The 22,164-nt window shown below is 69.1% G+C and carries 19 protein-coding genes; all 19 read left to right on the forward strand.

Annotated features, from left to right (window positions below; translation table 11 throughout):
* Positions 1 to 6: 6 nt before the first annotated feature.
* The 19 genes from H288_RS0108890 (at position 7) to H288_RS0108980 (ending at position 22,128) form a co-directional block, all read left to right on the forward strand.
* Positions 7 to 654 carry an NADH-quinone oxidoreductase subunit C gene (locus tag H288_RS0108890; protein ID WP_020092236.1) on the forward strand — a complete coding sequence of 216 codons (648 nt, stop codon included), beginning with the start codon at positions 7 to 9 and terminating at the stop codon, positions 652 to 654.
* 16 nt (positions 655 to 670) lie between these two features.
* Entirely contained in the window at positions 671 to 1,861 is a 1,191-nt protein-coding gene (locus H288_RS0108895; protein ID WP_020092237.1) for an NADH-quinone oxidoreductase subunit D, read from the forward strand.
* 10 nt (positions 1,862 to 1,871) lie between these two features.
* Positions 1,872 to 3,233, forward strand: a complete 1,362-nt coding sequence (gene nuoE / locus H288_RS0108900) for an NADH-quinone oxidoreductase subunit NuoE (protein WP_020092238.1) — start codon at positions 1,872 to 1,874, stop codon at positions 3,231 to 3,233.
* Between the two features lie 9 nt (positions 3,234 to 3,242).
* Positions 3,243 to 4,544 carry an NADH-quinone oxidoreductase subunit NuoF gene (gene nuoF, locus H288_RS0108905; protein WP_012319032.1) on the forward strand — a complete coding sequence of 434 codons (1,302 nt, stop codon included), beginning with the start codon at positions 3,243 to 3,245 and terminating at the stop codon, positions 4,542 to 4,544.
* Positions 4,545 to 4,736: 192 nt separating this feature from the next.
* Entirely contained in the window at positions 4,737 to 6,818 is a 2,082-nt protein-coding gene (nuoG, locus tag H288_RS0108910) for an NADH-quinone oxidoreductase subunit NuoG (protein WP_020092239.1), read from the forward strand.
* A 13-nt stretch (positions 6,819 to 6,831) separates the two neighbouring features.
* Positions 6,832 to 7,854 (forward strand): NADH-quinone oxidoreductase subunit NuoH, encoded by a 1,023-nt coding sequence (gene nuoH, locus H288_RS0108915; RefSeq protein ID WP_020092240.1) that lies wholly within the window; start codon positions 6,832 to 6,834, stop codon positions 7,852 to 7,854.
* Between the two features lie 27 nt (positions 7,855 to 7,881).
* On the forward strand, positions 7,882 to 8,370 hold the full coding sequence (nuoI, locus tag H288_RS0108920; protein ID WP_007560744.1) for an NADH-quinone oxidoreductase subunit NuoI: 489 nt from the start codon (positions 7,882 to 7,884) through the stop codon (positions 8,368 to 8,370).
* Between the two features lie 222 nt (positions 8,371 to 8,592).
* On the forward strand, positions 8,593 to 9,213 hold the full coding sequence (locus tag H288_RS0108925) for an NADH-quinone oxidoreductase subunit J (RefSeq protein ID WP_020092241.1): 621 nt from the start codon (positions 8,593 to 8,595) through the stop codon (positions 9,211 to 9,213).
* 34 nt (positions 9,214 to 9,247) lie between these two features.
* Positions 9,248 to 9,553, forward strand: a complete 306-nt coding sequence (gene nuoK / locus H288_RS0108930; RefSeq protein WP_010686008.1) for an NADH-quinone oxidoreductase subunit NuoK — start codon at positions 9,248 to 9,250, stop codon at positions 9,551 to 9,553.
* Between the two features lie 82 nt (positions 9,554 to 9,635).
* The gene (gene nuoL / locus H288_RS0108935) at positions 9,636 to 11,759 is read left to right on the forward strand and encodes an NADH-quinone oxidoreductase subunit L (RefSeq protein ID WP_020092242.1); all 2,124 of its coding nucleotides are present in this window, start codon (positions 9,636 to 9,638) and stop codon (positions 11,757 to 11,759) included.
* Between the two features lies 1 nt (position 11,760).
* Positions 11,761 to 13,281, forward strand: a complete 1,521-nt coding sequence (locus tag H288_RS0108940; RefSeq protein WP_020092243.1) for an NADH-quinone oxidoreductase subunit M — start codon at positions 11,761 to 11,763, stop codon at positions 13,279 to 13,281.
* Positions 13,282 to 13,291: 10 nt separating this feature from the next.
* Positions 13,292 to 14,737 (forward strand): NADH-quinone oxidoreductase subunit NuoN, encoded by a 1,446-nt coding sequence (nuoN, locus tag H288_RS0108945; RefSeq protein WP_020092244.1) that lies wholly within the window; start codon positions 13,292 to 13,294, stop codon positions 14,735 to 14,737.
* Between the two features lie 7 nt (positions 14,738 to 14,744).
* Positions 14,745 to 15,548, forward strand: a complete 804-nt coding sequence (locus H288_RS0108950; RefSeq protein ID WP_020092245.1) for a biotin--[acetyl-CoA-carboxylase] ligase — start codon at positions 14,745 to 14,747, stop codon at positions 15,546 to 15,548.
* 16 nt (positions 15,549 to 15,564) lie between these two features.
* Positions 15,565 to 17,238, forward strand: a complete 1,674-nt coding sequence (locus tag H288_RS0108955; RefSeq protein ID WP_012319023.1) for a ribonuclease J — start codon at positions 15,565 to 15,567, stop codon at positions 17,236 to 17,238.
* Between the two features lie 272 nt (positions 17,239 to 17,510).
* Positions 17,511 to 17,915, forward strand: a complete 405-nt coding sequence (gene mce, locus H288_RS0108960; RefSeq protein WP_020092246.1) for a methylmalonyl-CoA epimerase — start codon at positions 17,511 to 17,513, stop codon at positions 17,913 to 17,915.
* 5 nt (positions 17,916 to 17,920) lie between these two features.
* Positions 17,921 to 18,247 (forward strand): DUF1467 family protein, encoded by a 327-nt coding sequence (locus H288_RS0108965; protein WP_020092247.1) that lies wholly within the window; start codon positions 17,921 to 17,923, stop codon positions 18,245 to 18,247.
* 508 nt (positions 18,248 to 18,755) lie between these two features.
* Positions 18,756 to 20,081, forward strand: a complete 1,326-nt coding sequence (gene proS / locus H288_RS0108970) for a proline--tRNA ligase (RefSeq protein ID WP_020092248.1) — start codon at positions 18,756 to 18,758, stop codon at positions 20,079 to 20,081.
* A 9-nt stretch (positions 20,082 to 20,090) separates the two neighbouring features.
* The gene (locus tag H288_RS0108975) at positions 20,091 to 21,401 is read left to right on the forward strand and encodes a lipoprotein-releasing ABC transporter permease subunit (RefSeq protein WP_020092249.1); all 1,311 of its coding nucleotides are present in this window, start codon (positions 20,091 to 20,093) and stop codon (positions 21,399 to 21,401) included.
* A gap of 13 nt (positions 21,402 to 21,414) precedes the next feature.
* Entirely contained in the window at positions 21,415 to 22,128 is a 714-nt protein-coding gene (locus H288_RS0108980; RefSeq protein ID WP_020092250.1) for an ABC transporter ATP-binding protein, read from the forward strand.
* Positions 22,129 to 22,164 lie beyond the last annotated feature (36 nt).

The raw sequence follows: 22,164 nt of genomic DNA on the forward strand, positions 1-22,164 counted from the left end.
GCGGCCATGACGAACGGCATCTCGATCCTGCCCCACACCCAGCCGGCCTACGGCGACGACGCCGTCTCGGCCCTGGCCGAGCGCGTCCTCGGCGCCCTCGGCCCGGCGGTGGTGTCCCACACCGTCGCGTTCGGCGAGTTGACGCTGGTGGTCCAGGCCTCCGACATCGTCTACGCGCTGACCTACCTGCGCGACGATCCGGCCTGCGCGTTCCGCAACTTCATCGACATATGCGGCGTGGACTACCCGCAGCGCGAGAAGCGCTTCGACGTGGTCTACCACCTGCTCTCCCTGCGCCATAACCTGCGCATCCGGGTGAAGGTGCAGACCGACGAGGTGACGCCGGTCCCCTCCGTGATCGAGGTCTTCCCGGCGGCCAACTGGTACGAGCGCGAGACCTACGACCTCTACGGGATCCTGTTCTCGGGCCATCCCGACCTGCGCCGCCTGCTCACCGATTACGGCTTCGAGGGGCACCCCCTGCGCAAGGACTTCCCGCTCACCGGCTTCGTCGAGGTCCGCTACGACCAGGACCAGGCGCGGGTCGTCTACGAGCCGGTGCAGCTGACGCAGGAATTCCGGAACTTCGACTTCTTGTCCCCGTGGGAAGGCACCGACTACGTGCTCCCCGGCGACGAGAAGACGTCGCCTTGAGCCGCGGAGAGCGTCCGTGACCGAACACAACATCCGCAACTTCGCGATCAACTTCGGCCCGCAGCACCCGGCGGCGCACGGCGTGCTGCGCCTCGTGCTGGAACTCGACGGCGAGGTGGTCGAGCGGGTCGACCCGCATATCGGGCTGCTCCACCGCGGCACCGAGAAGCTGATCGAGTACAAGACCTACCTGCAGGCGACGCCCTATTTCGACCGGCTCGACTACGTGTCGCCGATGAACCAGGAGCACGCCTTCTGCCTGGCGATCGAGAAGCTCGCCGGGATCGAGGTGCCGCGCCGCGCGCAGCTGATCCGCGTGCTGTTCTGCGAGATCGGCCGCCTGCTGTCGCACCTGCTCAACGTCACCACGCAGGCGATGGACGTCGGCGCCCTCACGCCCCCGCTCTGGGGCTTCGAGGAGCGCGAGAAGCTGATGATCTTCTACGAGCGGGCCTCCGGCGCCCGGCTCCACGCCAACTACTTCCGGCCCGGCGGCGTCCACCAGGATCTGCCGCCGAAGCTCATCGACGACATCGACGCGTTCTGCGACCCGTTCCTGCAGGTCGTCCAGGACCTCGACGACCTCGTCATGGCCAACCGCATCTTCAAGCAGCGCAACGTCGATATCGGCATCGTGTCGGTCGACGAGGCGATGGAGTGGGGCTTCTCGGGCGTGATGGTGCGCGGCTCGGGCATCCCGTGGGACCTGCGCAAGGCGCAGCCCTACGAGTGCTACGAGGAGATGGAGTTCGACATCCCCGTCGGGAAGAACGGCGACACCTACGATCGCCAGGTGATCCGCATGGAGGAGATGCGCGAATCCGTGCGCATCATGAAGCAGTGCGTCGCCAAGCTGCGCGAGCCCGCCGGCCAGGGTCCGATCGCCTCCGTCGACGGCAAGTTCGCGCCGCCGCCGCGCCGGGAGATGAAGCGCTCGATGGAGGCGCTCATCCACCACTTCAAGCTCTACACCGAGGGCTTCCACGTGCCCGAGGGCGAGGTCTACGCCGCGGTCGAGGCGCCGAAGGGCGAGTTCGGCGTGTACCTGGTGTCCGACGGGACCAACAAGCCGTATCGCTGCAAGATCCGCGCGCCGGGCTTCGCGCACCTGCAGGCGATGGACTGGATGTGCCGCGGGCACCTCTTAGCCGACGTGTCCTGCGTGCTCGGCACGCTCGACATCGTGTTCGGCGAAGTGGATCGGTAAGACAGAAGCGATGGCAAACCGCAGACTCGCCCCGGCCTCGGAGCAGCCCGAGAGCTTCGCGTTCTCCCCTGAGAATGCCGAGTGGGCCAAGACCCAGATCGCCAAGTACCCCGAAGGCCGCCAGGCCTCGGCGGTGATCTCGCTCCTGTGGCGGGCGCAGGAGCAGAACGGCGGCTGGCTGCCGCGGGCGGCCATCGAGGCGGTGGCGGCCGAGCTCGGCATGCCGAACATCCGCGTGCTGGAGGTCGCGACCTTCTACACGATGTTCGCCCTCGAGCCCGTGGGCCGCTTCTGGATCCAGGTCTGCGGCACGGTCCCGTGCGATTCCTGCGGCGCGCGGGGCCTCAAGGAGATGCTCCAGGCCCGTCTGGGCCCGGCCGGACACGTCTCGGCCGACGGCAATTTCTCGTGGCTCGAGGTCGAGTGCCTCGGCGCCTGCTGCAACGCGCCGATGGTGCAGATCAACCAGGATTACTACGAGGACCTGACGCCCGAGTCCCTCGGCCAGCTGATGGACGACCTCGCCGCCGGCCGGCCCGTGAAGGTCGGCTCGCAGACCGGGCGCGTCTCGTCCGAGCCCCGGGACGCCGTGAACACCCTCACCGACCCGACGCTGTTCGACGGCTCGCGGGTCGGCGCGTGGCGCAAGCGCTTCGAGGAGGCCGGCAAGGCGGAGGAACCGGCCGCCCAGACCGGTGAAGCCGCGTCCAGCACGCAGCAGGCCGCCGAGAACCCGAAGCCGGCCCGGCCCGACGCCGGCCGCCCGGTCGAGCGTCCCGTGAGCGACGCTCCGGCCCAGCGCGCCGCCAACGGCGAGAGCCCGGTGAAGCCCGAGGATCGCGCCGACGCGGCCGAGCGCGGCCGCTCCACCGCCAAGCACGGCGCCGCCCGGCCGGGCGACGCGGACGTGCTCGACACGCCGGCCAAGCGCGTCGCCGAGGGCGAGCCCGCCGCCGGCGAGCAGGGCCACCAGGCGGTGCCGAACCGCGACGCCGTCCCGCAGCAGCCGGAGGCCTCCGGCGCCAGCGAGGGCGAGGTGGCGGCCGAGACCGAGGAGGCGCGCATCGCCGGCGCGCTCGCGGCCCTGCCGAAGGACGCGAGCCCCGAGCAGAAGGCCGACGCCGTGGGCAAGCGGCCGCCGGGGCTGGAGGCCGCCCGCGCCGGCAAGCCGGACGAGCTGACGCGCATCAAGGGCATCGGCCCGGGTAACAGCCAGCGCCTGAACGGGCTCGGCATCTACCATTTCGACCAGATCGCCGCCTGGTCCCGCGACGAGATCGCCTGGGTCGGCACCTACCTCGCGTTCCCGGGTCGCATCGACCGGGAGAACTGGGTGGGGCAGGCCAAGGCCCTGTCGGCGCCGGCTCAGTGAGGACCTGACATGCTGTCGGATCAGGATCGCATCTTCACCAACCTCTACGGCCTGCACTCGCCGGGCCTGGAGGCCGCCAAGAAGCGCGGCGCGTGGGACGGGACCAAGTTCCTGCTGGAGCAGGGCCGCGACTGGATCATCGAGGAGATGAAGGCCTCGGGCCTGCGCGGCCGCGGCGGCGCGGGCTTCCCCACCGGCCTCAAATGGTCGTTCATGCCCAAGAAGTCAGACGGGCGCCCGCACTACCTCGTGGTCAACGCCGACGAGTCGGAGCCGGGCACCTGCAAGGACCGGGAGATCATGCGGCACGACCCGCATCTCCTGATCGAGGGCTGCATGCTGGCCTGCTTCGCGATGAACGCGCATGCCTGCTACATCTACATCCGCGGTGAGTACGTCGCCGAGAAGCACGCCCTCCAGAAGGCCGTGGACGAGGCCTACGCGGCCCGCCTCGTCGGCCAGTCGAACGTCCACGACTACCCGTTCGACATCTACGTCCACCACGGCGCCGGCGCCTATATCTGCGGCGAGGAGACGGCGCTCATCGAGAGCCTCGAGGGCAAGAAGGGCATGCCGCGGCTGAAGCCGCCGTTCCCGGCCAATATGGGCCTCTACGGCTGCCCCACGACCGTGAACAACGTCGAGTCGATCGCGGTCGCCGGCACGATCCTGCGCCGGGGCGGCGCGTGGTTCGCCGGCCTCGGCGGCAAGAACAACACCGGCACCAAGCTCTTCTGCGTCTCCGGGCACGTCAACAAGCCGTGCAACGTCGAGGAGGAGCTCGGCATCACCTTCCGCGAGCTCATCGACCGCCATTGCGGCGGCATGCGCGGCGGCTGGGACAACCTGCTGTGCTCGATCCCGGGCGGCTCGTCGGTGCCGCTGGTGCCGGCCGAGCAGATCGTCGACGCCAAGATGGACTTCGACACCCTGCGCAACCTGGGCTCCGGCCTCGGCACCGCGGCGGTGATCGTGCTCGACAAGTCCACCGACATCGTCGCGGCGATCACCCGGATCTCGTACTTCTACAAGCACGAATCCTGCGGCCAGTGCACGCCCTGCCGCGAGGGCACCGGCTGGATGTGGCGCGTCATGCAGCGCATGACCGAGGGCCGCGCGCAGAAGCGCGAGATCGACATGCTGTTCGAGGTCACCAAGCAGATCGAGGGGCACACGATCTGCGCGCTGGGCGACGCGGCGGCCTGGCCGATCCAGGGCCTGATCCGGCACTTCCGCCCCGAGATCGAGAAGCGCATCGACCGCTACACCGCCAACCCGCACAGCGAGCCTGTGCCGATGGCCGCCGAGTAAGGGCGCTATGCCGGTGTCCAACCCACAGCCTCATCCTGAGGTGCCTGCGTCAGCGGGCCTCGAAGGAGTCCTCCAGAGATCGCGAGGCGGGCTGGACATCTCCTTCGAGGCTCGGCTGCGCCTCGCACCTCAGGATGAGGGCGTGGGTGGGATCCGGCCTCGCGCGTTTGGGCCAGTTTACGAGACGATCCGATGACAAAAATCCTCGTCGACGGCACCGAGGTCGACGTCCCCGCCGATTACACGCTGCTCCAGGCCTGCGAGGCCGCGGGGGCCGAGATCCCGCGCTTCTGCTTCCACGAGCGCCTGTCGATCGCCGGCAATTGCCGCATGTGCCTCGTCGAGCTGAAGGGCGCGCCGAAGCCGGTGGCCTCCTGCGCCTACGCGGTGAAGGATTGCCGCCCCGGCCCGAACGGCGAGCCGCCTGAGGTGCTGACGCGCTCGCAGGGCACCAAGAAGGCCCGCGAGGGGGTGATGGAGTTCCTCCTCATCAACCACCCGCTCGACTGCCCGATCTGCGACCAGGGCGGCCACTGCGACCTGCAGGACCAGGCCATGGCCTACGGGGTCGATTCGACCCGCTACACGGAGAACAAGCGGGCGGTCGAGGAGAAGCATATCGGCCCGCTGGTGCGGACCGCGATGAACCGCTGCATCCACTGCACCCGCTGCGTGCGCTTCCTCGCCGAGGTGGCGGGCGTGCCCGACCTCGGCGCCATCGGCCGCGGCGAGGACATGGAGATCACGAGCTACCTCGAGCAGTCGATGGCCTCGGAGCTGCAGGGCAACGTCGCCGACCTCTGCCCGGTGGGCGCCCTCGTGCACCGGCCGCAGAGCTACAACGTCCGGCCGTGGGAGCTGAACAAGACCGAGTCGGTCGACGTGATGGACGCGGTCGGCTCGTCGATCCGCATCGACACACGCGGCCGCGAGGTCATGCAGATCGAGCCGCGGATCAGCGAGGAGATCAACGAGGAGTGGATCTCCGACAAGACCCGCTACCACATCGACGGGCTGCGGATGCAGCGCCTCGACCGGCCGTACCTGCGCGAGAACGGCCGGCTGCGGCCCGCCTCCTGGGGTGAGGCGTTCCAGGCCATCGCCGCGAAGGTGAAGGGCACGGATCCGAAGCGCGTCGGCGCGGTCGTCGGCGACCTCGCGGGCGTCGAGGAGATCTTCGCACTCCGCGAGCTGGTCAGGAGCCTCGGCTCGCCGAACCTCGACTGCCGCCAGACCGATGCCGGCCTCGACCCGGCGCTCGGCCGCGCCTCCTACATCTTCAACCCGACCATCCCGGGCATCGAGGCGGCGGACGCGATCCTGATCGTCGGCGCCAACCCGCGCACCGAGGCCTCGCTGCTGAACGTCCGTATCCGCAAGCGCTGGCGCATGGCCCCGCTGGCGGTGGGCGTGATCGGCGAGCCGGTCGACCTGACCTACCCGAGCCACTACATCGGCGCCGGCCCCGACTCACTCGCGGCGCTCGCCCGCGGCGAGCACAGCTTCCTCGAGATCCTCAAGGAGGCGAAGGCGCCGCTCGTCATCGTCGGCGCCAATGCGGCGCCGGGCATCCTGGCCGCTGCCGCCTCCCTCGCGAAGGAGATCGGCGCGGTCTCGGCCGAGGGGAACGGCTTCGGCGTGCTGCACACGGCCGCGGCCCGGGTCGGCGCGCTCGATCTCGGCTTCGTGCCGGGGGAGGGCGGCCTGACCTTCACGCAGATGCTGGAGCCGGGCGCGCTCGACGTCCTGTTCAACCTCGGCGCCGACGAGCGCGACGTCGCCCCGGGCGCCTTCGTGGTCTACCAGGGCAGCCACGGCGACCGCGGCGCCGCCCGCGCCGACGTGATCCTGCCGGGGGCCGCCTACAGCGAGAAGTCGGCGACCTGGGTGAACACCGAGGGCCGGGTCCAGATGGGCAACCGCGCCGCCTTCCCGCCGGGCGACGCCCGCGAGGACTGGGCGATCCTGCGCGCGCTCTCGGACGTGCTGGGCAAGCGCCTGCCGTTCGACTCGCTGACCGCGCTGCGCCGCGCGCTCTACGCCGCCCACCCGCATCTGGCGGCGGTCGGCGCCGTCGAGCCGGGCAACGTGACCGAGGCGGTCGACCGGCTCGCCGGCCTCGGCGGCACCGCGACCGGTCCGGCCTTCGCGTCGCCCGTGACCGACTTCTACCTCACCAACCCGATCGCCCGCGCCTCGCGGATCCTCGCGGAGTGCTCGCGCCTCGCCCGGGAGCGCGCCGCCGAGGCGCAGCCCCTCGCGGCGGCCGAGTAGGAGCTCAAGACCGATGACGCCGCTCGAAATCCTCGGGACCGTGCTCCTGATCGTGCTGAAGAGCTTCGTGCTGCTCTCGGCACTCCTCGTCTTCATCGCCTACGCGCTGCTCGCCGACCGCAAGATCTGGGCGGCGGTGCAGCTCCGCCGCGGCCCGAACGTGGTCGGGCCGTTCGGCCTGTTCCAGTCCTTTGCCGACCTGATCAAGTTCGTGATCAAGGAGCCGGTGATCCCGGCGGGCGCCAACAAGGCGATCTACCTGCTGGCGCCGCTGGTCTTCGCGATGCTCGCCCTGTCGAGCTGGGCGGTGATCCCGCTCGCGGACGGCTGGGCGATCGCCGACATCAATGTCGGCATCACCTACATCTTCGCGATCTCGTCGCTCGGCGTGTACGGCGTCATCATGGGCGGATGGGCGTCGAACTCGAAATACGCCTTCCTCGGCGCCCTCCGCTCCGCGGCCCAGATGATCTCCTACGAGGTCTCGCTCGGCTTCGTGATCATCTGCGTGCTGCTCTGCGCCGGCTCGCTCAACCTCTCGCGCATCGTGATGGCGCAGGACACCAGCCTCGGCCTGTTCGGCTGGTACTGGCTGTGGCTGTTCCCGATGTTCGTGGTGTTCTTCGTCTCGGCGCTCGCCGAGACCAACCGCCCGCCCTTCGACCTGCCGGAGGCGGAGTCGGAGCTCGTGGCCGGCTACATGGTCGAGTACTCCTCGACGCCGTACCTGCTGTTCATGCTCGGCGAGTACGTCGCCATCATGAGCATGTGCGCCCTCGGGACCATCCTGTTCCTGGGCGGCTGGCTGTCCCCGATCCCGTTCGCGCCCTTCACCTGGGTGCCGGGCGTGATCTGGTTCACCCTGAAGGCCAGCTTCCTGTTCTTCCTGTTCGCGATGGTGAAGTCCATCGTGCCCCGCTACCGCTACGACCAGCTCATGCGTCTCGGCTGGAAGGTCTTCCTGCCGATCTCCCTGATCTCGGTCGTCGTCGTCGCCTTCGTGCTCAAGCTGACCGGCCTCGCGCCGGGCGCCTGAGCCCCCCTTCGCATCGGAGATCCGGGCATGAAGCTCGATCAGGTCGCCAAGAGCCTCCTCCTGAAGGAGTTCGTGTCCGGGATGATCCTCGGCATGCGCTACTTCTTCAAGCCGAAGGCCACGATCAACTACCCCTTCGAGATGGGCCATCGCGGTCCGCGCTTCCGGGGCGAGCACGCGCTGCGCCGCTACCCGAACGGCGAGGAGCGCTGCATCGCGTGCAAGCTCTGCGAGGCGATCTGCCCGGCGCAGGCGATCACCATCGAGGCGGGCCCCCGGCGCAACGACGGCACCCGCCGCACGACGCGCTACGACATCGACATGGTGAAGTGCATCTACTGCGGCATGTGCCAGGAGGCCTGCCCGGTGGACGCCATCGTGGAAGGGCCGAACTTCGAGTTCTCGGTGGAGACCCGCGAGGAGCTCCTCTACGACAAGCAGAAGCTCCTGCTGAACGGTGACCGCTGGGAGCGCGAGATCGCCCGCAACATCGCGATGGACGCGCCGTATCGCTGAGCCGTCGTCCCGGGCACCGGTCGCCGGTGCCCGGCAGAAGATGACGCGAAAACAAGGCCCTAGAGCGTCGCACCGGTTCCCGGTTCCGGTGGGATGCTCTAGAGCCATGCCGGGGGCGCTGTTGTGCCCCCGTCGACCGGGTTCTATAGACGGGCCGCCCGCCGCGGACCGTCTCCACGCACGGCAGAAGGGGCCGCTCCGGCGGCCGATCCCGATCAGCGCATGACCGCAGCAGCCGCCTTCTTCTATCTGTTCGCGAGCATCACGGTCGCGTCGGGCTTCATGGTGATCGCCTCGCGCAATCCCGTCGCCTCGGTGCTGTTCCTGATCCTCGCCTTCGTGAACGCCGCCGGACTGTTCGTCCTGATGGGCGCCGAGTTCCTCGCGATGATCCTCGTGGTCGTCTACGTCGGCGCGGTCGCGGTGCTGTTCCTGTTCGTGGTGATGATGCTCGACGTCGATTTCGCCGAGCTGCGCCAGGGCTTCCAGCAGTATCTCCCGATCGGCGCCCTGATCGGCGCGATCTTCTTGGTCGAGATCCTGCTGGTCGTCGGCTCGTGGAGCATCGACCCGGGCCTCGTCCAGGCCCCGCTCGGCAACGTCGCCTCGGCCGAGAACCTCACCAATGCCCAGGCGCTGGGCCGCGTGATCTACACGGACTACGCCTACTTCTTCCAGCTCGCCGGCCTGATCCTGCTGGTCGCCATGATCGGCGCCATCGTGCTGACGCTGCGCGACCGGCCGGGCGTCAAGCGCCAGAACATCGCGGTCCAGAACGCCCGCACCCAGGCCATGGCGGTCGAGACCCGCAAGGTCCCCTCGCGCCAAGGTGTCGAGGTCTGATGCGCGCGCTGATGAGAGCCGGAGGAATCGAACGATGATCGGCCTGAGCCACTACCTCACCGTCGCGGCGATCCTGTTCACGCTCGGCGTGCTCGGCATCTTCATCAACCGCAAGAACATCATCGTCATCCTGATGTCGGTCGAGCTGATCCTGCTCTCGGTCAACATCAACCTCGTCGCCTTCTCGACGCAGCTGAACGACATCACCGGACAGGTCTTCGCCCTGTTCGTGCTGACCGTCGCGGCCGCCGAATCGGCGATCGGCCTCGCCATCCTGGTGGTGTTCTTCCGCAACCGCGGCTCGATCGCGGTGGAAGACGTCAGCATGATGAAGGGCTAGGGCCTTCCCCTTCGCGCGCCCCGAGTGACATCCGGACGCCGCCGCTTCGCGGCCGGCCCGGAGGACGGACTGCAAGAGAGCGATGTATCACGCGATCGTCTTCTTCCCGCTCATCGGCTTCCTGATCGCCGGCCTGTTCGGCCGGTACATCGGGGCGCGGGCCTGTGAGTACATCACCACGTCCTTCCTCGCCTTCACGGCGCTGATCGCCTGGGGCGTGTTCATCGACGGCGGGCCGGCCGAGCGCGTGCAGGTGGCGTCCTGGTTCGCGGCCGGCGACCTCCAGGTCGACTGGGCCTTCAAGGTCGACACCCTGACCCGGGTGATGCTGGTCGTCGTGACCACCGTCTCGACCCTCGTGCACCTCTACTCCGTGGGCTACATGGAGGAGGATCCGCACCGGCCGCGCTTCTTCGCCTACCTGTCGCTGTTCACCTTCGCCATGCTGATGCTGGTGACGGCCGACAACCTCGTCCAGATGTTCTTCGGCTGGGAGGGCGTGGGCCTCGCCTCGTACCTGCTGATCGGCTTCTGGTACGAGAAGCCCTCGGCCAACGCCGCCGCCATGAAGGCGTTCATCGTCAACCGCGTCGGCGATTTCGGCTTCTCGCTCGGCATCTTCCTGGTCTTCGTGCTGACCGGCTCGGTGGCGTTCGACGCCGTCTTCGGCAAGGTCGACGCGATCAAGACGCTGAGCTTCCACCTCCTCGGCTACGACTGGAACGCCCTGACACTGGCCTGCCTGCTGCTGTTCATGGGCGCCATGGGCAAGTCGGCGCAGTTCCTGCTGCACACGTGGCTGCCCGACGCCATGGAGGGCCCGACCCCGGTCTCGGCGCTGATCCATGCCGCCACGATGGTCACCGCCGGCGTGTTCATGGTCGCCCGCCTGTCGCCGCTCTTCGAGGAGGCGCCGAACGCGCTGATCGTCGTGACGGTGATCGGCGGCATCACGTCCCTGTTCGCGGCCACGATCGGCCTCGTGCAGAACGACATCAAGCGGGTGATCGCCTACTCGACCTGCTCGCAGCTCGGCTACATGTTCGTGGCGCTCGGCGTCGGCGCCTACGCGGCCGGCGTGTTCCACCTGTTCACCCACGCCTTCTTCAAGGCGCTGCTGTTCCTCGGCGCCGGCTCGGTCATCCACGCGATGCACCACGAGCAGGACATGCGGAACATGGGCGGCCTGCGCCGCTACATCCCCTACACCAGCGCCATGATGGCGATCGGTTCGCTCGCGCTGATCGGCTTCCCCTACACGGCCGGCTACTACTCGAAGGACGCGATCATCGAGGCGGCCTACGCCTCGACCCGCCCCGGGCACACGCTCGCCTTCCTGTGCACCGTGGTGGCGGCGTTCTTCACCTCGTTCTACTCCTGGCGCCTGTTCTTCATGACCTTCGAGGGCCCGGCCCGCTGGGGCGCCCACGCCGCCCACGATCAGCACCACGCGCCCGCGGTCGCCCACGCGACTACGGCCCACGCGACCATGGCCCACGAGGCCGACGGCGCGCCCGGGCACACCGAGGGCGTCGCCCACGACGACAAGGGCCACGACATCGAGCCGGCCCACAAGAGCGACCTCGTCGCCGACGACCACCACGGGCACGGCCACCACGGCGACCACACGCCCCACGAGAGCCCGCTGGTGATGACGATCCCGCTGGCGATCCTCGCCTTCGGCGCGCTGTTCGCCGGGATCATCTTCCACAACCGCTTCATCGGCGAGGGGATGGAGGCATTCTGGGGTCACGCACTGGCGCACGGCCCGAACAACCACATCATGCACGAGATCCACGACGTCCCGGCGCTGGTCTCGTACTCGCCACTGATCATGCTAATCCTCGGCTTCGTCGTGGCCTACTGGATGTACATCCGCCGGCCGGAACTGCCGGGCGCGCTCGCCGCGCAGCAGCCGTCGCTGTACCGGTTCCTGCTGAACAAGTGGTACTTCGACGAGATCTACGACCGGATCTTCGTCCGCCCGGCCAAGGATTTCGGCCTGTTCCTCTGGAAGCAGGGCGACGGCCGGATCATCGACGGCCTCGGGCCGAACGGGATCGCGGCGCGCGTCGTGGACGTGACCCGCGGGGTGGTCCGTCTCCAGACCGGCTACGTCTACCACTACGCCTTCGTCATGCTCATCGGCGTCGCCGGCCTGATCAGCTGGTACCTGATGTCCGGCCTGCCCAAGGGTGCACACTGACATGCTCGGCCTCGGCATCCTCTCCGGCCTGCTGATCGTGCCGCTCTGCGGCGCGGCCTTCATCCTCACGCTGAACGGCGACGAGGAGTCGGTCGCGCGCAACAGCCGCTGGGCCGCGCTCGCCACCACGATCGTCACCTTCCTGCTCTCCCTGGTGGCGTGGAGCCGCTACGACACCGCCTCGTCGAGCTTCCAGCTCGTGGAGAGCCACGCGTGGCTCACCGAGACGATCCGGTTCAAGCTCGGCGTCGACGGCTTCTCGATGCCGCTGATCCTGCTGACCACGTTCCTGATGCCGTTCTGCATCGGCGCCTCGTGGCACTCGATCCACTTCCGGGTGAAGGAGTACTTCGTCGCCTTCCTCGTCCTCGAGACGACGATGATCGGCGTCTTCGCCGCCCTCGATCTGGTGCTGTTCTACCTGTTCTTCGAGGCCGGCCTGATCCCGATGTTCCTGATCATCGGCATCTGGGGCGGCGCGCGCCGGGTCTACGCCAGCTTCAAGTTCTTCCTCTACACCCTGCTCGGCTCGGTGCTGATGCTGCTCGCCGTGATGGCGATGTACTGGCAGGCCGGCACCACCGACATCCCGACCCTGCTGCAGTACCGCTTCCCGGTGCAGATGCAGACCTGGCTGTGGCTCGCCTTCTTCGCCTCCTTCGCGGTGAAGATGCCGATGTGGCCGGTCCACACCTGGCTGCCCGACGCCCACGTGGAGGCGCCCACCGCCGGCTCGGTGATCCTGGCGGGCATCCTCCTGAAGATGGGCGGCTACGGCTTCATCCGGATCTCGCTGCCGATGCTGCCGGTGGCGAGCCACGACTTCGCGCCCTTCGTGTTCGCGCTGTCGGTGATCGCGATCATCTTCACGTCACTCACCGCGATGATGCAGACCGACATCAAGAAGCTGATCGCCTACTCGTCGGTGGCCCATATGGGCTTCGTGACGCTGGGGCTGTTCACCCTGAACGAGCAGGGCATCCAGGGCGCGCTGTTCCTGATGATCTCCCACGGCATCGTGTCGGGGGCGCTCTTCCTCTGCGTCGGCGTCGTCTACGACCGGATGCACACCCGCGAGATCTCGGCCTATGGCGGCCTCGTGAAGCGGATGCCGCTCTACGCCGTGGCCATGATGGTGTTCACGATGGCCAATGTCGGCCTGCCGGGCACCTCGGGCTTCGTCGGCGAGTTCCTGGCCATGCTCGGCGCCTTCAAGGCGAACCCGAACGTGGCGTTCTTCTCGACCTTCGGCATCATCCTGTCGGCGGCCTACGCCCTGTGGCTCTACGCCCGGGTGATCTACGGGAAGCTGGAGAAGCCGAATCTCCAGGGCATCCTGGATCTCGACACCCGCGAGAAGATCATCCTGGCGCCGCTGGTCGTCCTGACGATCTACTACGGCGTTCACCCGGCCCCCGTGCTCGACGTGTTCGCGCCCTCGACCGACGCGCTGATGGCGAGCATCAAGACCGCGCTCTCGAACACCCAGACGGCCGCCGCGGCGCTGCCGATCCCGCGCTGAGGCGGACACCATGACAACCGTCCACTCCGTCCTGCCCTCGCTGGCGCCGCTCATGCCCGAGCTGATCCTCGGCGTCGGCGTCATGGGCCTGATCCTCTACGGCGCGTGGCGCGGCGACCGCTCCGCCGAGACCGTGAGCATCGGCGCCCTCGCCCTGCTCCTCGTCGCCCTGTCGGTGGTGATCTCGCAGCCGGTGCACGGCCGGGTCACGACCCTGTCGGGCGCGTTCGTGTCCGATTCCTTCGCCAAGGTGATGAAGTCGCTGGTGCTGCTCGGATCCGCGGCGACGATCCTGCTGGCGCACGACTTCTTCAAGCGCGAGCGCATCGACCGGTTCGAGTTCCCGGTCCTGATCGTGCTCTGCACCATCGGCATGATGGTCATGGTCTCGGCCAACGACCTGATCGCGCTCTACCTGGGCCTGGAGCTGCAGTCGCTCGCCGCCTACGTGATCGCCGCCTTCCACCGCGACGACGTGAAGTCCACCGAGGCCGGCCTCAAGTACTTCGTGCTCGGCGCGCTCTCCTCCGGCATGCTGCTCTACGGCGCCTCGCTGGTCTACGGCTTCACCGGCACCGTCTCGTTCCCCGGCATCGTCTCGGCGCTCAACGAGAATGCCGGGTTCGGCATCGTGCTGGGCATCGTGTTCCTGGCGGCCGGCGTGTGCTTCAAGCTGGCGGCCGTGCCGTTCCACATGTGGACGCCCGACGTCTACGAGGGCTCGCCGACCCCGGTGACGGCCTTCTTCGCCTCGGCGCCCAAGATGGCCGCCGTGGCGATGACCGTGCGGGTGTTCATCGGCGCGATGCCGGACGTGACGGCGATCTGGCAGCAGATCTTCATCTTCGTCTCGATCGCGTCGATGGCGCTCGGCTCGTTCGCGGCGATCGGGCAGACCTCGATCAAGCGCCTGATGGCCTACTCGTCGATCGGCAATATCGGCTACGCGCTGATCGGCCTGGCCTCCGGCTCGGAGGAGGGGATCAGCGGGCTCGTCACCTACATGATCATCTACCTCGCGATGACGCTCGGCACCTTCGCGATCATCCTGTCGCTCCGGCGCCGGGACGTGATGTTCGAGAAGATCGAGGACCTGTCGGGCCTGTCGCGGACCCATCCGTGGCTCGCCTTCTGCCTCGCCGCGATGATGTTCTCGCTGGCCGGCATCCCGCCGCTCGCCGGGTTCTTCGCGAAGTTCTACGTCTTCGCCGCCGCCATCAAGGCGGGTCTCGTGACGCTGGCGGTGATCGGCGTGGTGACCAGCGTGGTGGGCGCCTACTACTACCTGCGCGTCGTGCGGATCATGTACTTCGACGAGCCGAAGGAGCCGTACGAGGCGATGGCCCCGGGCCTGCGCATCGTGCTCGCCCTGTCGAGCGTCGTGGTGGTGCTGTTCTTCCTGCTGCCCGGGCCGCTGGTCGGCGCCGCCGGCCGGGCCGCGAAGTCGCTGTTCTAGGACGGCCTTGACCTACCGACTCGGGCCCTCGGCGCGCGCCGAGGGCCACCGCCTGCACGTCCACGACACCCTCGGCTCCACCAACACGGAGGCCGTGGCGCGCGCGCGCGCCGGCGAGACAGGCCCGCTCTGGGTGGTGACGCACCGCCAGGAGGCGGGCCGCGGTCGGCGGGGCAACAGCTGGTCCTCGCTCCCCGGCAACCTCGCGGCGAGCGTGCTCTGGCCGGTCGCCGGGGTCGCGCCGGACCACCTCGCCGAGTTGGGCTTCGTGGCCGGCCTCGCCCTGATCGAGGCGCTGGAGGCGGCCTGCGGCACCCTGCCGGATACCGGATCCGGCGCCGGGGCCCGATCTTTTCAGCTCAAATGGCCGAACGACGTGCTGCTCGGCGGGGCGAAGCTCGCCGGCCTGCTCCTGGAGGCGGAGACGCTCCCGGGCGGGCGGCGCGCCGCGGTCATCGGCTTCGGCGTGAACGTCGCGGCGGCGCCGGAGGGCTTCGGGGCGGCGAGCCTGGCGGCGGCGGGTTACGCGTGCGGCGCCGAGGCGCTACTGGAACATCTCTCGGACCGGGTGGCCGCGCGGGCGCGCGCCTGGGACCGGGGACGGAATTTCGCTGACCTGCGCGCGGCCTGGCTCGCGCGGGCCGCGGGTCTCGGATCGGAGATCGCGGTGCACAGCGGCGGTCACATCCTGCGGGGCGTGTTCGAGACGATCGACGAGGGGGGGCGGCTCGTGATCCTCGCCCCCGACGGGAACCGGCATACCGTGACGGCGGGCGAGGTGCATTTCGGATCGGCCGCGACGGCGGCCTGAGTTTGGACGACGACAGATGGTTAAGGGACAGGAGGAGCTGGTCTTCCTGCCGCTCGGCGGCGTGGGCGAGATCGGGATGAACGCGGCACTCTACGGGTTCGGCCCGGAGAAGGGCCGGAAGTGGATCATGGTCGATTGCGGCATGGGCTTCGCCGGCGAGGAGCAGATGCCGGGCGTCGACCTGATGTTCCCCGACCTCTCCTTCATCGAGGAGCGGCGCAAGGACCTGCTGGGGATCTTCATCACCCACGCGCACGAGGACCATATCGGGGCGATCTCGGAGCTGTGGCCCCGGCTCAAGGCGCCGGTCTACGCGACCCGCTTCGCCAAGAACCTGCTGGAGACCCGGCGCCTGTCCGAGCCCGGCGCCCCGAAGGTCGAGCTGCGGGAGGTGAAGCCCGGGCGGCGCGTGACCGTCGGGCCGTTCGAGCTCGAGTACGTGCCGGTCTCGCACTCCATCCCGGAATCGAACGCCATCGCCATCCGCACCGCGGCGGGCCTCGTCCTCCACACTGGCGACTGGAAGATCGACCCGACCCCGGTGGCCGGCTCGGTGACGTCGCCGGAGGCGTTCACGGCGCTCGGGGACGAGGGCGTCCTCGCCATCGTCTGCGACTCGACCAACGTCGTGCGCGAGGGCTTCTCGCCGAGCGAGAAGACCGTCGCCGAGACGCTGAAGACGCTGATCGCGGACGCGCCGCACCGGGTCGCCGTGACGACCTTCGCGTCCAACGTGGCGCGCATCCGCGCGGTCGCCGAGGCGGCGGCCGCCTGCGGGCGGGAGGTCATCGCGGTCGGCCGCGCCATGGACCGGGTGATCGACGTGGCCCGCGAGTGCGGCTACCTCGACGGCCTGCCCGAGTTCCGCCGCTCCGATTCGTGGAAGAGCCTGCCGCGGGAGCGCGTCGTCGCGCTGCTCACCGGCTCACAGGGCGAGCCGCGGGCGGCGCTCGCCCGCGTCTCCCGCCGCGACCACCCGGATATCAGCCTCACCGCCGGTGACCAGGTGATCTTCTCCTCGCGCGCCATCCCGGGCAACGAGCGCGATGTCGGCTCGATCATCAACGACCTGATCGAGCAGGGCGTCGAGGTGATCACCGACCGCACCGACCTCGTCCACGTCTCCGGCCACCCGCGCCGGGACGAGATGGTCGAGATGTACCGGTGGACCCGCCCGGGCACCGCGATCCCGGTCCACGGCGAGGCCCTGCACCTCGACGAGCACGCCCGCTTCGCGCGGGCGCAGGGCGTGCAGAACGTGGTCAAGGCCCGCAACGGCAGCCTGATCCGTCTGAGCCCCGGCAAGCCCGAGGTGATCGACCACGTGAAGGCCGGCCGCCTGTTCAAGGACGGCGACGTCCTGATCGACGAGAAGGACCGGGCGATCCCGGAGCGGCGCAAGCTGATGCAGGCCGGCCTGGTCTCGGTGGCGATCGCTATCGACGAGGACGGCGTCGTGCTCGGCGAGCCGGCGGTGGACATCATCGGCCTGCCGAACCGCGGCCGGTCCGGCGAGCCGCTGATCGAGACCGTGGTGGACGCGGTCTCCCGCACCCTGTCGGGGATGTCGCGGGGCAAGCTCAAGGACTCGGAGAGCGTCGAGAAGACGGTCGACCGGGCGGTGCGCACCGCGGTCAACGAGGTGTGGGGCAAGAAGCCGGCCTGCCACGTGCAGGTGGTGGAGGTGTGAAGCTGGCTGCCGATAGCGGTTGGCTGTAATCTAGACGGAGCCGAAGCAGCCGATCATCCGATCGGCTGCCGGACAGGGCCCGGGTTCCCTCTCGCGCACGGGAGAGGGACAGGGTGAGGGGGACAGGTTCTGCCGGAGAGGGCTCGTCCCTCACCCCAACCCTCTGCCGCACGGGAGAGGGGGCCGGTCGCGTCCGCGCGTACGGGCGGAGCCTTCCCCGCGAACGAACGAAGCTCCCGGACAGGGGGCCAGAATGCCGGGGAGGAAACATCATGATCGGCCGTCTCAACCACGTGGCCATCGCCGTGCAGGATCTCGACGCCGCCTGCGCGGTCTACCGCGACACGCTGGGCGCGACGATCACCGCGCCCCTGCCGCAGCCCGAGCACGGCGTCACCGTCGTGTTCGTCGAGCTGCCGAACAGCAAGATCGAGCTGATGTCCCCTCTGGGCGAGGGCTCGCCGATCGAGTCCTTCGTGGCCCGCAACCCGGGCGGCGGCATCCACCACGTCTGCTACGAGGTCGACGACATCCTGGCCGCCCGCGACCAGCTCAAGGCGCAGGGCGCCCGGGTGCTCGGCACCGGTGAGCCGCGGATCGGCGCGCACGGCAAGCCGGTCCTGTTCCTGCACCCCAAGGACTTCCTCGGCACCCTGGTCGAGCTGGAGCAGGTGTGAGCCGGATGATGAACGCACTGGCCCGCTCGACGCCGGTGACCCTGGCGGCGATCACCGTCCTGATCGCCGCCTTCGTGGCGGCGGCGGTGAGCCTGTTCAAGCTGACGGTGGGCGGGGCGATCGCCCTCTACTTCGTGGTCTGGTGGACGCTGCTCTTCGCGGTCCTGCCCCTGCGCAACCAGCCGGAGACGCGGCCCAGCCACGTGGTTCCGGGCCAGGATCCCGGCGCGCCGGCAGCGCCGCGACTGCGCGAGAAGGCGATCTGGACGACGCTGGTCGCGGGCGCCGCCTTCCTGATCGCCCTGGCGGTGTTCCCGCTGACCGGACTTTAGGACGGCTCTGAGCGGCGATCCGGGAGACGCCCCGCGTCGGGTCACGGCCCGGGAAACCAGATGGGCGCGGGCCCTCCCGGTGGTCCGACACGGCCGCGCCGACCGGACCCAAGAATAAAAAAAGCAAGGCCCGAGGCCTTGCTTTCAAGCTTCACTGGCTCGACCTTGAAATATCCCTCGCATTGGCTGCGGGGCGGTCGCTTTTCCTCCCGAGACTCGGACCTTGCGCCACCTCTTCCGGGCGTCGCAAACATCGCCGGACGCTTATAGGAACAACAATTCGTGTTGTCACCGGGTCTGCGAGAAAAATCTGCGCTTTCTTGCCGGCAAATGGGCATACCGCTTTCCGCCTAGGCAGCGGCCTCAGCGCGGCCGGGCCGCCGCCTCCGGTTCGCCGCGATTACGCCCCGCCGTGGTCGCGCAGTGCTTGTAATTTGCGTCTCCGGCGTGTTGTGTGCCGGCGCGCCGCGGCTCCTCCCGGCCGATCCTCTTCCAAGACTCTGACGACATGCGTCTCTCCCGCTATTTCATGCCGACCTTGCGCGAGACGCCCAAGGAAGCCGAGATCGTCTCGCACCGGCTGATGCTGCGCGCCGGCCTAGTCCGCCAGGAAGCCGCCGGCATCTACGCCTGGTTGCCGCTGGGCCTGCGGGTTCTGGAGCGCGTCTGCGCGGTGATCCGGCGGGAGCAGGACCGGTCCGGCGCCGTCGAGATCCTGATGCCGACGGTGCAGTCCGCCGAGCTGTGGCGGGAATCCGGCCGCTACGACGCCTACGGCAAGGAGATGCTGCGCCTGAAGGACCGGCACGACCGCGAGATGCTCTACGGCCCCACAGCCGAGGAGATGGTCACCGAGATCTTCCGGGCGAGCGTGCGCTCCTACAAGGACCTGCCCAAGAACCTCTACCAGATCTCGTGGAAGTTCCGCGACGAGGTGCGGCCGCGCTTCGGCACGATGCGCTCCCGCGAGTTCCTGATGAAGGACGCCTACTCGTTCGATTTCGACCAGGCCGGCGCGCGCCACGCCTACAACCGGATGTTCGTGGCGTACCTGCGGACCTTCGCGGGCCTCGGCCTGAAAGCGATCCCGATGCGCGCCGATACCGGCCCGATCGGCGGCGACCTGTCCCACGAGTTCATCATCCTGGCGAAGACCGGCGAGAGCGAGGTCTTCTGCGACAAGGCCTATCTCGACTTCGACATCCCGCCGGCGACCGTCGATTTCGACGACGTCGCCGCCCTCCAGGGCATCGTCGATGCCTGGACCTCGCACTACGCGGCCACCGAGGAGATGCACGAGCCGGCGGCCTTCGCGGAGGTCCCGGAGGACAACCGCATGGCGGCCCGCGGCATCGAGGTCGGGCACATCTTCTACTTCGGCACCAAGTATTCCGAGCCGATGGGCGCCAAGGTCGCCGGTCCGGACGGGATCGAGCGGCCGGTCCATATGGGCTCCTACGGCATCGGGCCGAGCCGGCTGGTCGCCGCCATCGTCGAGGCCAGCCACGACGAGGCCGGGATCATCTGGCCGGACTCGGTCGCGCCGTTCGACGTCGCCCTGATCAACCTCAAGGTCGGGGACGCGGCCACCGACGCCGCCTGCGCGCAGATCCAGTCCGACCTGGAGACCGCCGGCCTGTCGGTGCTCTACGACGACCGCGACGAGCGCCCCGGCGCGAAGTTCGCCACCGCCGACCTGATCGGCCTGCCCTGGCAGGTGATCGTCGGGCCCAAGGGCCTAGCGGAGGGCAAGGTCGAGCTGAAGCGGCGTGCCGGCGGCGAGCGCGAGAGCCTCGCGACCGTCGATCTGCTGGCACGCATCCGGCGCGTCTGAGGCGTGCCGATGGCCGCCTCAGCGAAGCTGGACCGGGTTCGGACCTTCGCGGCCTCGTTCGCGGCCTCGTTCCGCCAGGGCACCGCGCCCTTCGCGCCGTTCGAGTGGATCCTCGCCGGCCGCTACCTGCGCGCCCGGCGCCGGGGCGGCGGCGTCTCGGTGGTGGCGTTCTTCTCGGTGCTCGGCATCGCGCTCGGCGTCGCCACGCTGATCATCGTCCTGTCAGTGATGAACGGCTTCCGCGCGGAACTGCTGTCGAAGATCGTCGGCATCAACGGCCACCTGTTCGCGACGCCCATCGACCGGCCGTTCAACGACTGGACCGACCTGTCGGACCGGCTGTCGAAGGTGGCGGGCGTGCGCGCCGCGGTGCCGCTGGTCGAGGGCCAGGCCTTCGCCTCGTCGCAGTACGGCGGATCCGGCGTCATCATCCGCGGCGTGCGGGCGGCCGACCTCGACGCGCTGGCGGCCGTGTCCTCGGCGATCCGCGGCGGCACCCTCGAAGGTTTCGACGACGGCACCGGCGTGCTGATCGGGCGGCGGCTCGCCGACACGCTGGGCCTGCAGGCCGGCGACACGATCACGCTGGTCACGCCCAAGGGCTCGTCGACGCCCTTCGGGACGGCGCCGCGCACCAAGAGCTACACGGTCAAGGCGGTGTTCGAGGTCGGCATGACCGAGTTCGACCAGACCTTCGTGTTCATGCCGCTGGTCGAGGCCCAGGCGTTCTTCAACAAGGACGGCGACGTGAGCATGATCGAGATCTATGTCGACGATCCCGACCATGTCGGCGACATGCGCGAGCCCCTGGAGATGGCGGCCGAGCGCCCGATCCTGCTCACCGACTGGCGCCAGCGCAACCGGACCTTCTTCGGGGCCCTGGAGGTCGAGCGGAACGTCATGTTCCTGATCCTCAGCCTGATCGTCGTGGTGGCGACCCTCAACATCGTCTCCGGCCTGATCCTGCTGGTGCGCGACAAGTCGAGCGACATCGCGATCCTGCGCACCATGGGGGCGACGCCGGGCACGATCATGCGGGTGTTCCTGATCAACGGCGCGCTGATCGGCGTCGTCGGGACGCTCAGCGGGCTCGGCCTCGGCATCCTGATCACCCTCAACATCAAGCCGATCCAGCACGTGCTGTTTCCGGGCGCCTGGGACCCCACGGTGCGGTTCCTCGCCGAGATCCCGGCGCAGATGAACCCGAAGGAGATCACCGCCGTAGTGATCACCTCCCTGCTGCTGTCGCTCGCGGCGACGCTGTATCCCTCTTGGCGCGCCGCCCGGCTCGATCCGGTGCAGGCCCTCCGCTACGGCTGACGGGCCGCATCCGATGAGCGATTCGAGCCAGACCGCCGGCGACCAGCCGGTGCCGGCGCTGTTCTTCTCCCGCGTCGAGCGGCGCTACGCCCAGGCCGAGGGTGCCCTCGAGATCCTGCGCGGGGCCGACCTCGCGATCTGGCCGGGGGAGTTGGTCGCGCTGGTGGCGCCGTCGGGAGCCGGCAAGTCGACCCTGCTGCACCTCGCCGGCCTCTTGGAGCGGCCGGACGGGGGCGAGATCTATATCGGCGGTCAGCCCACGGCCGCGATGGCGGATTCCGAGCGCACGCGCCTGCGGCGCGAGGAGATGGGTTTCGTCTACCAGTTCCACCACCTCCTGCCGGAGTTCTCGGCGCTGGAGAACGTGGTGATGCCCCAGCTCATCCGCGGCCTGAAGGCCCCGGAGGCGAAGGCCCGCGCCACGGAACTCCTGAGCTTCCTCGGCCTCAAGGAGCGCCTGCCGCACCGTCCGGCGGAGCTGTCGGGAGGCGAGCAGCAGCGCGTCGCCATCGCCCGGGCGGTGGCCAACGGACCGCGGCTGCTGCTCGCCGACGAGCCGACCGGCAACCTCGATCCCGGGACGGCGGGCCACGTCTTCTCGATCCTGATGGCCCTGGTCCGCGCCTCGGGGCTCGCCGCCCTGGTCGCGACCCACAACCTGGAATTGGCCGCCCGCATGGATCGGCGGGTCACCATCCGGGACGGGCTGATCACGCAGCTCGACTGAGCGGGCCACCCGCTGAGCAGATCTCCCGTGTGCCGG

The organism is Methylobacterium sp. 285MFTsu5.1 (genome assembly GCF_000383455.1).
In the GTDB taxonomy this organism is placed as follows: Bacteria; Pseudomonadota; Alphaproteobacteria; order Rhizobiales; family Beijerinckiaceae; genus Methylobacterium.